Origin of the sequence: Nocardiopsis sp. LDBS1602, from assembly GCF_035818715.1 — a bacterium.
GTDB classification, from domain to species: Bacteria; Actinomycetota; Actinomycetes; order Streptosporangiales; family Streptosporangiaceae; genus Nocardiopsis; species Nocardiopsis alba.
Genome location: NZ_JAYLVW010000001.1, coordinates 1226527 through 1239415, shown reverse-complemented (window position 1 = coordinate 1239415; position 12889 = coordinate 1226527). Strand labels below are relative to the sequence as shown.

Annotated in this window: 9 protein-coding genes; 7 read left to right on the top strand and 2 right to left on the bottom strand. The window is 70.0% G+C overall.

What is annotated here, in order from left to right; translation table 11 throughout:
- Positions 1-10: 10 nt before the first annotated feature.
- Positions 11-1309 carry an isocitrate lyase gene (gene aceA, locus U9J66_RS05635; RefSeq protein WP_014910696.1) on the bottom strand — a complete coding sequence of 433 codons (1299 nt, stop codon included), beginning with the start codon at positions 1307-1309 and terminating at the stop codon, positions 11-13.
- A gap of 219 nt (positions 1310-1528) precedes the next feature.
- Here aceA and U9J66_RS05630 point away from each other — a divergent pair, with 219 nt between their 5' ends.
- Entirely contained in the window at positions 1529-2968 is a 1440-nt protein-coding gene (locus U9J66_RS05630) for an XRE family transcriptional regulator (protein WP_026124890.1), read from the top strand.
- Between the two features lie 67 nt (positions 2969-3035).
- On the opposite strand, the gene U9J66_RS05625 is transcribed toward U9J66_RS05630, so the two are convergent.
- Positions 3036-4265: an acyl-CoA dehydrogenase family protein gene (locus U9J66_RS05625; protein ID WP_017533918.1), complete on the bottom strand. Its 1230-nt coding sequence runs from the start codon at positions 4263-4265 to the stop codon at positions 3036-3038.
- 299 nt (positions 4266-4564) lie between these two features.
- Between U9J66_RS05625 and U9J66_RS05620 the strand changes: the two genes are divergently transcribed.
- The 6 genes from U9J66_RS05620 to U9J66_RS05595 all read left to right on the top strand — a co-directional run bounded on the left by U9J66_RS05620 (position 4565) and on the right by U9J66_RS05595 (position 12793).
- On the top strand, positions 4565-5194 hold the full coding sequence (locus U9J66_RS05620; RefSeq protein ID WP_014911265.1) for a hypothetical protein: 630 nt from the start codon (positions 4565-4567) through the stop codon (positions 5192-5194).
- A 45-nt stretch (positions 5195-5239) separates the two neighbouring features.
- Complete coding sequence (locus tag U9J66_RS05615; protein ID WP_161111628.1) at positions 5240-6022, top strand: hypothetical protein; 783 nt, start codon at positions 5240-5242, stop codon at positions 6020-6022.
- A gap of 48 nt (positions 6023-6070) precedes the next feature.
- Positions 6071-6763, top strand: a complete 693-nt coding sequence (locus U9J66_RS05610) for a TetR/AcrR family transcriptional regulator (RefSeq protein WP_042280829.1) — start codon at positions 6071-6073, stop codon at positions 6761-6763.
- Positions 6764-6943: 180 nt separating this feature from the next.
- A complete protein-coding gene (locus U9J66_RS05605; RefSeq protein ID WP_326337230.1) occupies positions 6944-9841 on the top strand; it encodes a hypothetical protein in 2898 nt (965 codons plus the stop codon).
- A 1198-nt stretch (positions 9842-11039) separates the two neighbouring features.
- Positions 11040-12356, top strand: coding sequence for a DUF5685 family protein (locus tag U9J66_RS05600; RefSeq protein ID WP_326337229.1), 1317 nt, complete (start codon positions 11040-11042; stop codon positions 12354-12356).
- Positions 12357-12415: 59 nt separating this feature from the next.
- Positions 12416-12793 (top strand): ankyrin repeat domain-containing protein, encoded by a 378-nt coding sequence (locus U9J66_RS05595; RefSeq protein WP_014911563.1) that lies wholly within the window; start codon positions 12416-12418, stop codon positions 12791-12793.
- Positions 12794-12889: the final 96 nt, after the last annotated feature.

Below are 12889 nucleotides of genomic sequence, written 5' to 3'. Positions count from 1 at the left end.
AGAGCCAGAGTCAGTGAGCCGCTGAGAACTGGTCTTCTTCGGTGGAGCCGGTGAGAGCCGTGGTGCTGGCCTCAGGGGAAATGGTCGTGCTGATGGCGTCGAAGTAGCCGGTGCCGACCTCGCGCTGGTGGCGGGTGGCGGTGTAGCCCTCGGCCTCCGCCGCGAACTCGGCCTCCTGGAGCTCGACGTACGAGGTCATCCCGTTCTTGGCGTAGCCCTTGGCCAGGTTGAACATCGAGTAGTTCAACGAGTGGAAGCCCGCCAGAGTGATGAACTGGAACTTGTAGCCCATGTGGCCCAGTTCGCGCTGGAACTTCGCGATGGTGGAGTCGTCCAGGTGACGCTTCCAGTTGAAGGACGGCGAGCAGTTGTAGGCCAGCATCTGGTCCGGGTACTCGGCCTTGATGCGCTCGGCGAAGTTGCGGGCGACCTCCAGGTCCGGCGTCGCGGTCTCCATCCAGAGCAGGTCCGAGTGGGGCGCGTAGGCCAGACCGCGGGCGACACAGGCGTCGACGCCGTTGCGGAAGCGGTAGAAGCCCTCGGCGGTGCGCTCGCCCGTGATGTAGGGGCGGTCGCGCTCGTCGATGTCACTGGTGATCAGGGTCGCGGCCTGGGCGTCGGTCCGCGCGATGACCAGCGAGGGCACCCCGGCGACGTCCGCCGCCAGACGGGCGGAGTTCAGGGTCTTGACGTGCTGCCCGGTCGGGATGAGGACCTTGCCGCCCAGGTGACCGCACTTCTTCTCGGAGGCGAGCTGGTCCTCCCAGTGCACACCGGCGGCGCCGGAGGCGATCATGCCCTTCATCAGCTCGTAGGCGTTGAGGACGCCGCCGAAGCCGGCCTCGGCGTCCGCCACGATCGGAGCGAGCCACTCGGGGGCGGTGTCGTCGCCCTCGGCCCAGGTGATCTGGTCGGCGCGCAGAAGGGCGTTGTTGATCCGGCGGACCACGGCCGGGACCGAGTTGGCCGGGTAGAGGCTCTGGTCCGGGTAGGTGCTGCCGGAGAGGTTCGCGTCGGCCGCGACCTGCCACCCCGAGAGGTAGATGGCCTTGAGGCCGGCGCGGACCTGCTGGACCGCCTGGTTGCCGGTCAGGGCGCCGAGGCTGTTGACGTAGTCCTCGGTGTGGAGCAGGTCCCACAGGCGCTCGGCACCGCGCCGGGCCAGGGTGTGCTCCTCGGTGACCGAACCGCGCAGCTTGACCACGTCGTCGGCGGAGTAGGTCCGCTCGATCCCCGCCCAGCGGGGGTTGGTCTCCCAGTCACGCTGGAGCGCGGCGCTGGCTTCCTGACGACGAGCGCTGGTGCTCATGTTCGTTCCCGCCTTACGTGTAGTCCCCAAGGTGTTCGCACCGGTCGAGGGAGATCCTGACCAGGGCCAGGGGGTGAGCCCTGGGCGGTAAGTTCCCCGCCGGTAACTATGATTCTTGGGGAAGATCCAAGACTTTTCCACTGGAAATCGTGTGAAGAACGCTGAATCTTTCCGTATCATGAAGCCATGGCGTACTTTGGTGCTGAAGAAATACCGTCTTTGACGGGTGACCTAGATCTCGTCACCTTTGGTCAGAGGCTTCGTCATCTGCGTCGAGCGCGCGGGATGACCCTCTCCGACCTGGGAGAACGCGTGGGGCGGGCGCCCTCCCAGCTCTCCCTCCTGGAGAACGGGAAACGCGAGCCCAAGCTCTCCCTCCTCACCTCCCTGGCGACGGCCCTGGGGGTCTCGGTCGAGGAACTTCTGTCCAAGCAGCCACCGAGCCGCCGGGCCCAGCTGGAGATCTCCGTCGAAGAGGCCCAGCGCGACCCGCTCTACCAAGAGCTCGATCTGCCGCACCTGAAGGTCGGCAAGCGGGTCCCCAACGACGTCCTCGAACACATCGTCGGTCTCTACGAGGAACTCAAGCGGCGCAACGCCAAACCCACGGCCACACCGGAGGAGGCCCGCCGGGCCAACGCCGACCTGCGACGCCAGATGCGCGAACGCGGCAACTACTTCGAACACATAGAGAGCGCGGCCGCCGAGACCCTCCGGGCGGTCAACTACAGCGCGGGACCCCTCTCCCAGGGGCAGATCCTCGCGATCGCCACCCACCACGGCTTCTCCCTGAAGTACGTGCAGGACCTTCCCCGCTCCGTCCGCTCCCTCACCGACCACGTCAACCGGCGCATCTACCTCAAGCGCGAGACCAGCCTGGGCATGCACAGCCCGCGCACGATCCTCCTCCAGACCCTGGGACACGTGATCCTGGGACACAATCGCCCCGAGGACTTCGGCGACTTCCTGCGTCAGCGGGTGGAGGCCAACTACTTCGCCGCGGCCGTGCTCATCCCCGAGACCACCGCCGTCACCTATCTCCAGGAGGCCAAGAAGGCCCGCGACCTGTCCGTGGAGGACCTGCGCGACGTCTACTCCGTCTCCTACGAGATGGCCGCCCACCGGTTCACCAACCTGGCCCACCGTCACCTGGACCTGGTCTGCCACTTCATCCGCAACGACGAGACCGGCATCATCTACAAGGCCTACGAGAACGACGGCCTCGTCTTCCCCACGGACGACACCGGCGCCATCGAAGGACAGCGCATGTGCCGCCAATGGTCGGGACGCCAGGTCTTCCAGTCACCCGACCGGTACTCGATCTACTACCAGTACACCGACAAACCCAACGGCACCCACTGGTGCGTGGCCCACGTCGACCCCAGCCGCGAACGCAACTTCGCCATCACCCTGGGGGTGCCCTACAAGGAGTCGCGCTGGTTCCGCGGTCGGGAGACCACCAACCGCACCAAGTCCAACTGCCCCAGCGGCGAGTGCTGCGTGCGTCCGCCCGCGGAACTCGCCGGCAAGTGGGAGGGCAACGTGTGGCCCTCGGCCCGCGCCCACTCGCACGTGCTGTCGGCGCTGCCCTCCGGGTCCTTCCCCGGTGTGGACGAGCACGACGTCTACACCTTCCTGGAACGACACGGCGCGGACTGAGGACACGCGAAGGGGTCGGCGCCGTACGGGCGCCGACCCCTTCAAGCCTCTGTGAACCGCGGAAACCTCAGCGGATCGGCAGGCCGGTGATGGTGCGGCCGATGATGAGCTTCTGGATCTCGCTGGCGCCCTCGAAGATCGTGAAGATCGTGGCGTCGCGGTGCCACCGCTCGACGGGGTATTCCCTGGTGTAGCCATTCCCGCCCAGGATGCGCAGGGCGTTCTGGGTGACGAAGGTGGCCGTCTCGGACGCGTAGAGCTTGCTCATGGAGCCCTCCGCGTTCGTGAAGTCCTTGCCGTTGCGGGCCATCCACGCCGCGCGCCAGACCAGCAGCCGGGCCGCGTCGATCCGGGTGGCCATGTCCGCGAGCAGGAACGCCACCCCCTGGTTGTCGCCGATCGGCCTGCCGAACTGCTCCCGCTGCTTGGCGTAGTCGCGGGCGTACTCGTAGGCGGCGCGGGCGCAACCGACGGCCATGACACCGACGCTCGGGCGTGAGGCCTCGAAGGTCTTCATCGCGGCCTGACCCTTGGAACGCTTGCCCTCTCGGGCCCGGGCCAGCCGCTCGTCGAGCTTCTCCTTGCCGCCCAGCAGGCAGGAACCGGGGATCCGCACGTCGTCCAGGACGACCTCGGCGGTGTGCGAGGCGCGGATGCCGTGCTTCTGGAACTTCTGCCCCTGGGACAGGCCCGGGGTGTTGGGCGGCACGATGAAGGAGGCCTGACCGCGCGAGCCCAGCTCGGGCTCGACCGAGGCGACGATCACGTGCACGTTGGCGATGCCGCCGTTGGTCGCCCAGGTCTTGACTCCGTTGAGGACCCACTCGTCCTTGGCCTGGTCGTAGACGGCGCGGGTCTTGATGGCCGAGACGTCGGAACCGGCGTTGGGCTCGGAGGAGCAGAAGGCGCCGAGCTTGACGTCCTCGGGGCTGCCGAACATCTGCGGGACCCACTCGAAGAGCTGGTCCTGGGTGCCGTTGGAGGCGACCGCCACGGCGGCCAGCCCGGTGCCGGTGATGGACAGGGCGATCCCAGGGTCGCCCCAGTAGAGCTCCTCGAAGGCGACGGGGATGCCCAGGCCGGTGGGCTCCAACCACTGGTTGGCGAAGAAGTCCAGGGAGTACAGGCCGATCTTGGCGGCCTCCTCGATGATCGGCCAGGGGGTCTCCTCGCGCTCGTCCCATTCGGCGGCGGCGGGGCGGATGACGTCGGCGGCGAACCCGTGGGCCCAGTCCCGGACGTCGCGGACGTCTTCGCTCGGTTCCAGGCTGAAGGCGGGGGCGGTGGCCTCACTCATACGCGTACATCCTTCGTTGGATCCTCCGGGGGAGGAGGGGCGATCTATATGTGTTACCAACGGTAACACGAAGGGGTTTCGTGCCGATGACGAGTGGTCGAACCATGGGCGCACGGCACCCGATCCGGGGAGGACCCGCATACCGTGGCATGGACGGGGACGCCTGAGGCGTCCTGAGAGGGGAACCCCCGAACGCCCGCGAACCGTTCCGCCACCACACGTGGTCCGAGAACGCGCCCGCGCCCGTACCGCCGGCGAGCCGATCGGCCGGTCCGGGCGCGCCCGGACGGGAAAAGAACATGGAGACACCCGTCGGCCCCGTACCCCTGCCCGAAACGGCCCACCCCCGCACGACCGAACCCGAAAGGGCCCTCATCGGAAACGCCCACCGCGAGCATCCACTGGAGTCAGCCATGCCCCGCCCCCTGCTCTTCCTCGACGTCGACGGTCCCCTCAACCCCTTCCGGGCCGAACACGCCGACCTTCCGGACTCCTACGTCGCCCACCCGATGCGTCCGACCGGCTGGGAGCCGCCCGCCCGCCCCTTGCGGGTACGGCTGAACCCGCACCACGGTGAGGCACTGCTGGCCCTGCCCTACGACCTGGTCTGGGCCACCACCTGGGAGGAGGACGCCAACACGATGATCGGTCCCCTCCTGGGCCTGCCCGAGCTCCCCGTCGTCGCGTTCCCCCACGTGGACCGGTTCGCCCCAGGGCTGTTCTTCAAGACCCGAAGGCTCGTGGAGTACGCCGCGGGCCGCCCCTTCGCCTGGGTCGACGACGGGATCACCGCCCGCGACATCACCTGGGTCCGGCGCAACCATCTCTCCGACGCCCTTCTGCACCCGGTCGACCCGGCGATCGGCCTCTGGGAGAAGGACTTCGAACTGCTCGCCGACTGGCCCGAGGACATGGGGCTCGTGGACTGACCCCGGGAGCGGGGCACTCCGCGGCCGGTCACTACCCTGTGGCCCATGACACCAGGCAACGACGCCCCCACGATCACCATCCCAGCGGCCTTCAACGGTCCCGACGGTTCCGGAAACGGTGGTTACAGCGCCGGCCTCCTCGCCGAGCGGCTGACCTCGGTGGGCGGAGACGCGGTCCAGGTCACCCTGCGGACCCCGCCTCCCCTGGACCGTCCGCTGGCGGTGGAGACCCTGGGACAGGACGGGCTGCGCCTGATCGACCCCTCCGTCGAGGATCCGGAGGATCGGGCGCGGCTGGTCGCCGAGGCGACCCGTGTCGAAGCCCGGGACCTCGCCCCGATCCCCGGAGGCCCCGTCTCCGTAGAGGAGGCGGAGAAGGCCCGCGACCTCTACCCCGGTCTGGTGGAGCACCCCTTCCCTCGCTGCTACAGCTGCGGTCCCGAGCGGGCCGAGGGCGAAGGGCTGCGTCTCTTCGCCGGTCGGGTCCGCCCGGGCGAGGGGCCCGACAACGTGGGCAACACCGTCGCCTGCACGTGGAACGTCCTCCCGGCCGTGGACGACGGAACGGGGTCCGCCGCCTTCGCCCAGGTCTGGGCGGCTCTGGACTGCCCCGGCGGCTGGTCTCACGACATCAACGGTCGCCCGATCGTCCTGGGTCGCTTCACCGCCCGGGTCCTGAGCGCGCCGAAGGTGGGCACCACCCCGGTGGTCATGGGCCGACTGGAGTCCGTGGAGGGACGCAAGGTGCGTACCTCCAGCGCCCTGTACGACGAGGAGGGTCGACGGCTCGCCATGGCCGAGGCCACCTGGATCACTCTGCGGTCCTGAGACGGCCGAACCGCTACGGTGGACCCTTGTGGCCTTCGAAGACGACCGATGGACGTGTTCAGTGACGACGACCCCTCGAACGGAGCCGGTGTGACCGCCGGGTCCGCCTCCCCCGAGCGCTCCGACGGAGCCCGCCCCGCGCGCTCCCGAGGGGGCCGTCACCCTCGTGGACGCGACCCCGAACGGCGGCGGGCCATCCTGGACGCCGCCGACCGGGTGATCCAGCGCGACGGTCACGAGGCCTCCATGGTCGCCATCGCGACCGAGGCCGGGATCAGCAAACCCATCCTCTACCGGCACTTCGGCGATAAGAGCGGTCTCTATCAGGCCCTGGCCCAACGCCACGTCGACCCGTTGATCGAACGCATCCGCGCCGAACTGCACCAGCACACCGAGTTCGAGGTGCGTGCCAGGGCCACGGTCGGGGCCTACCTGTCGATGATCTCCCAGAACCTCAACCTGTACCGCTTCCTCATGGACAGGGCCACCTCCGAGGACGTACGGACACGGAGCGACCTGGGACTCATGGTCCGTCGCCTGGGTGAGGAGCTCGCCGACCTGCTCATCACCGAACGGCGCGTCGAGCAGCGTCCGCGCGCCCAGATAGCCGCGCACGCCATCGTCGGCATGGTGCAGGCCGCCGGGGAGTGGTGGCTGGAGCACCCCGAGGTCGAGGAGGAGCAGATCATCGACGATCTCACCGCCGCGGTGGTGGGCGCCATCGACGGCAGCGCCGCGTAGCCCCTCCCGAAACCGGTGCCGTTCCGATGGAACCCTCCTTTCTTCGCAAAGCTCATAAATCCTCGTATAACGCCGCTTCCGCTGTTTCTCGTCGCTTCCGCCGGATACCTTCCCTAAGGAAGCGCGCGGCCCCGGTGGCCGGGCACACCGGATGGTTCGCGAACCCGTGGGAGGGGTCACTTGCCCGAGAGCACAATGGCGCCGGACGAGTGGTCGGCGGTGCGGTCCGGTGACCACCACCAGATCCACTTCGCCTGGGCCGAACCCACCCTCCTCGGCCACAACGGTCCCGGACCGGCCGCCACCTCGCTGACCGCCGACGATCGACCCGCCCTGAGGTCCTGGCGCGACCGGCTCCTGCCTGCTCTCACGGCCGACTATCGGTCCGCCCTCGCCGATACCGCGCCCTCCGCGTATCCGGAGACCCTGTGGGCCCGGCACTATCCCGATGGTCGTAGCGCGCTGGTCTACCGCTGGCCGGGCGATGTCCGCCGTGCCCACGCCTGGGCGATCGTCGGGCCCTCCCGCGGGCTGACCCTTCCGCGCGTTCTCGCCCTGCACGAGAACCCCAATACGCGCCCGGCCGACAGCAGGCCGCCCTCCCCGGGCTGGGCGACCATGCGTGCCCTGCGGGCCCCCGAACCCTGGGAACTCACCGCGGCCCCGGGCGCGGTCCGCAGCCGCGACCGACGTGCCGCCGAGACCAGGATCGGTGACGAGCCCATCCTCATCGGGGCCGTCGCCCGAGCCCTGGCCCACCCGGACCGGCCCGTCCACCTCATGCTGGAGCCCGAGCGCGCCGACCTGTGGCAGGCCGTCCAACTGCGTTTCCTGTGGGGCATGCACCGCATCCTGCACGACGTCCTGACCCCGCCCTCCGCGATCCCCGCGGCTGCCTGGAACTGGTCCTTCTCCACCTACGAACCGGTGCTGGGCGGTGAGGACGGGCCGCACCTGGCCTTCGGCCCGCCCGTCGAGAACGCCGCCGGTCGTGGCCCTTTCCTGTCCCCGGCGCCCCTCGAACACCTCAAGATCGCCGACGCCCTGGTCACGATCCTGCGTGAGGAAGGGGGCGACGCCCTCACCGAGCACCTGAACGCCCGGGGCGTGCCCGGGGCCGGTACCTTCGCCGACCGGCTCGAGCTGATCCAGGACTGGCTCGATCCCCGACCCGGGCCGGGGGAGCCGCCGAACGCCGTGCCGGACGAGAGGCCCCGGACAGGGGAGGAGGACACGGAGACCGCCGTCGCCGAACCTCCCGTGCTGGAGACCTCCCCCTCGGAAGGGCACGACGAGGAGAGGGACGCCCCGGCTCGACCGTCCTTCGAGGCCCCGGAGGGTGAGGAGAGCGCGTCGACGGAATCGGTTCCGAGGAGCCGGACCGCTTCGGAGCGGGTCGAGCCCCTTCCGGAGACGCCCGGCGGGGAACTCCGGGAGGCCCCCGACCCCTTCGCCGATACGGAGGAGGAACCCCACGAACGCGAGTTCCCCATAGGGAAGAGGCCCTTCCGAACCGAGGGCGTGCCGACGGGAGAAGAGGAACCCGCCGTACCCGGCCCCCGGAGGGTGAGGGGCGAGGGGACGTCCGGAACGGAGAGCGACGAGGACGCGGGGGAGGAGACGGAGGATCCCTCCCTCGACCTCGAGGCCACGCCCCTGCCCGGGTTCGACGAACCGGATCTCGAGTCCTTCCCGCCCGCTTCGAGGAACGAGCGTTCGAACCCCGCCACGACCACCCGAGGCACGGCCCCCGGGACTTCGATCGCTTCCCCGACCCCGACGAACACCGGCCGGGCCACGGAGCCCGCGACCCCCGAGCCCGCGTCCGCATCCTCCGAACCGGTGGGGAACGTGGGCGCCCCGTTCTCCGAACCCGTCGCGGACGAATCGGATCCCACGACACCGCCCCGAGGGGCCGCCCCCGCCTTCGTGTTCCGCGGCCCGGAACCCGAACCCGCCGCTCGCACGTCGAGGATCGAGGCTCCGTCCCCGGAACCCTCCACGGACACAACGACCTCGAGCGGCTCGGAACCCGGGCCTTCCGTGCTCGACCCGGACCCCGAGGCCCCGGCCCATGGCGGGGCGACCCCCTCCTCCGAGCTCTCCACCGGTGCGACATCCTCGAGAGCCCCGGATCTCGGACCCTCCTACCGCGATCGGGGGAAGGACCCTTCCGAAGCCTTCGCAGGTACGACGTCCCCGAGTGGCCCGGACCCTGAGCCTTCCGTGCTCGACCCGGACCCCGAGATCCCGGCCCATGTCCCGGAGACCACGCTCTCCGGGACCTCCGATGACACGGTGCCAACGAGAGCCTCCAGCCTCGAGCCCTCCGTCCCCGGTTCGGGATCCGAGCGCTCGGGCGAGGGCGGTGAGGCCACGCTTTCGGGGACCTTCGCCGACACAACGGCCCCGAGCGACTCGGAACCCGGGCTCGACCCGGAGTCCGGGTTCTCGTCCCACGGCCGGGAATCCCCTCTCTTCGAGTTCGTAGCGGATCCGGAAGCCTCCTCGCCCCTGTCCGACGCATCGGCCGAGAGGGGGACGCCCCCGGCCCTTTCGGCGCCGGCCTCCTCCCGTGACCCCGACGAGGCCCCGGCACTCCCGTTCATCAGAGACGAGGAGGCACCGCCGAACTACGAGGCCGAGACGGCCCCCGAGGTCGACGAGGACCACACCGATCCTGACGACAACTGGCCCACGCACTACATCGACCTGCCCTTGGCGCGCCTGGAGCGTTGGCATCGTCGTCGAGGCCCGGAAGGTGCCCGGACCGACGTGGCCGACGTCCACGCGGCGGTCAGGGCCGAGCGCTCCGAACTCGACCGGGTGCGGTCCGAACGCGACCACTACCACGTCGAGGTGCAGGAGCTGCGCCGAGAGAACGCCCGCCTGGACCGTTCCTGGATCGAGACCGACGCCGACGAGGAGCCCGCGCGCCCCCGCCGGAGAGGAGCGCTCAGGATTCTGTTCCTTCTCCTGCTTCTGGCGGCGGCCCTCGCCATCGGAGTGGAGGTCGGGGCCCGCGTCGAGGGCGGGGTGCTCGGTCTGCTCGGTATGATCCCCGGTCTTCCCCTCTGAGCCGGGGAGGTCCGGCGGTACCGACTCGTGGGCGGTCCGCGACCCCGCTACAGGGAAGCCCGGAGGGTCGAGGGCTCGACGGACGGCCTCTTCTCGCAGACGCCGGTCGTGTGCGGAGGTAGCGGGCCCGGTCCGGGAGAATCCTCGACCTCGGGACGCGGGCGACCGTGTCGGCCCCCTGCCCTGGGGCGTTCGGCCGGCTCCCCTCATCGTGATCCGAGGCTTCGAAGGAGGATGTGCCTGTCCGTACCCTCGCCGAGCGGAGAGTGCGCCCCCGCACCTCGACGGTGGAACGTCCTGCCGGAGCCTCGGCGAGGAGCGCGGCACATGGCGGCCGTCGGGCCGGGGAGGGACCCACCGCTGCTCCGAGGGGGCGGGGTCGGTCGGGCTGCCCTTCTCCGGTCCGTCGTCCTCCACCGGTGTGAGCAGGGCGGCGTGCAGAAGTCGCACCCGATCACGGTCACGTCCGGAGGCGACACGGTAGGCCACCGTCGCCCTGGAGCGACCCAACGCGAGGATCACACCGGTGTACCGGTACCGTCCCGCCTTGAACCGCACCCGCTGCCCGAGGCGCAGAGTCCGGATCATCTCGTGGGAGGCGGCCACCAGGGCACGGCGCCGCTCCCGCTCCCGTTCACGCTCCGCCTCGAACAGCGCGTGCGGTATCCGCTCTTCCCCCTCCCGGACCCTCCGTCGGGCGATCTGGCGCTCGCACTCCTCGCGCAGACGGGGGAAGCGGCGTCCTATCGCCTCGCAGGCGGCCCGATATCGTGCCGCGCTCCGATCCAGGTCGTAGTCGGTGTACTCGTGCCGTAGGTGGTCCACGAGCAGACGGTCGGTCGACGGCCGGGGGCCCTCCGCCGTGCACGGAAGGTCCAGACGTTCGGCTCGTTCGAGGGCGGAGCGTTCCAAACGGGAGAGGTCGAGGTCCGAGGGAAAGAACGTGGTGATCATCGCCGCTCACAGGGGGTGTGGGAACAGGCTTCCCCTCAAGGATGGACCAGATCTGTCCGGCGTGCTGAAGGCCTGTGGACAACTCTCGTCACCGCTGGTCACAGCATGATTCCGGGGCGAGACGACCCTCGCGGAGGCCGGTTCCACGCACTAGAAGAAGGTCGGAACCGACCGGGCTCCGTGTGAGTCGAACCCCGTTGCCGGAGTCCGCCTCGAGAGCGGAACGAGAACGAGGGGAACGATCGTGTTCGGAATCCTGCGGCCCTGTCGCCACAGCCTGAGCGATGGGTTGGCCGAGGAGTGGATGTCCCACCTCTGCGGCCTGTGCCTGGCCCTACGCGACGGGCACGGCCAGATGTCCCGTATGGCCACCAACCACGACGGACTGGTGGTGTCGGTCCTGGCCACGGCCCAGTCCCGGGAACGGTCCGGGAGCCGGATGGCCGGTCCCTGCCCGCTGCGCGGCATGCGGTCGGCGAGGGTCGCGGAGGGCTCCGGAGCGGACCTGGCCGCGACGGTCTCCTTGATGCTCGCCTCGGCCAAGGTCAGAGACCACATCGAGGACGGCGACGGGGCCTTCGCCAGGCCCGGGGTCCGCGCCGTCGCGGGCCGGGTCGCCCGACGGTGGCAACAGGGGGCCCGGACCTCGGGGGAGGGGCTCGGTTTCGATGGAGCCGCCCTGGCCCTCGTCGTCGACCGCCAACGCGAAGTGGAACGCGAGGCCGGGGAGGGCACCGACGTCCTGACCGTGACCGCCCCCACCGAGGAGGCCACCGCGGAGGCCTTCGCGCACACCGCGATCCTCACCGACCGCCCGTCCAACCACGCTGCCCTCCACGAGGCGGGACGTCTGTTCGGGAGGATCGCGCACCTGCTGGACGCCGTCGAGGACCGGAAGGAGGACTTGGAGAAAGGGGCCTGGAACCCGCTCACAGCCACCGGTACCGGCCTCGACCGGGCCCGTGAACTCTGCGACGACGCGGTCCTCGGCGTCTCCCTGGCCTTGGACGAGGCGGAGTTCACCGACGACCGGTTGGTGCGCGCACTCCTGGTGACCGAACTGGGCAAGGCCGTCGACCGCACCTTCTCCCACGCCGGATACCACGGTCACCCCGGTCACCAGGGCCACCCGGGGCGGCACGGGCGCCCCGGACACCAAGGACATCCCCAAGGGCACCCCGGTCACGCTCACGGCCCTCACCAGGGACATGGGGCGGGCGCGCACCACGGACACGGCCATGGTGCCCCCGGCGGCCACGGACACGGCGGCGGGCCCGGCCACACAGGAGGGGGTGGCCGTCGGCGCGACAAGGGCCACGACGAGTCGGGCGGATGCTGCTCCGGCTGCTCGTGCTCGACTCCCGCCCTGGAGTCCCCGCCACGCCGAAGAGGCCCGCTCATGGGCTGCGCCGCGGCGCTCCTCATGTGCTGCACCTGCCAGTTCTGCTGTAGGGACCCCCACCCCGGCCCCTGGTCCGGCGAGCCCAGAAGATCCTGGTGCGACTACTGCGAATGCTGTACCTGTTGCAACTGCTGTCAGTGCTGTAGCTGCTGCGAATGAACCGGACACACCCGGACACGAAGTACGTCCCGGGGTCTTCGGCTTCTAGCATGGAGACCATGAACGCACTCTCACCGGAGCAGAGCAACCGTGTCATCGCGTTGGCGATGGACCTGGCGAGGGAGGGCAAGACCGGAGAACTGCTGGAGTTCCTCGACCACGGCCTTCCCATCGATGCCAAGGACGAGAACGGCAACACCCTGCTGATGCTCGCCGCCTACCACGGCCACCACGACACCGTCGGCTCCCTGATCGAGCGGGGGGCCGACGTGGACCTGCGCAACGACCGGGACCAGTCACCGGTGGCCGGCGCGCTCTTCAAGGGCGAGAACGACGTCGTCAAGGCCCTCGTCGACGCCGGAGCCGACCTAGACGCGGGCACGCCCAGCGCCCGCGCCACGGCCGAGATGTTCGGCCGCTCCGACCTGCTCCCCTGACCCTGAGACGACGACGAGCCGCCACGGTCGGGGACCGTGGCGGCTCGCGTCGGTTCACTCGCGGGGATCGGGGCGGGATCGTATGCGATGCCCGCC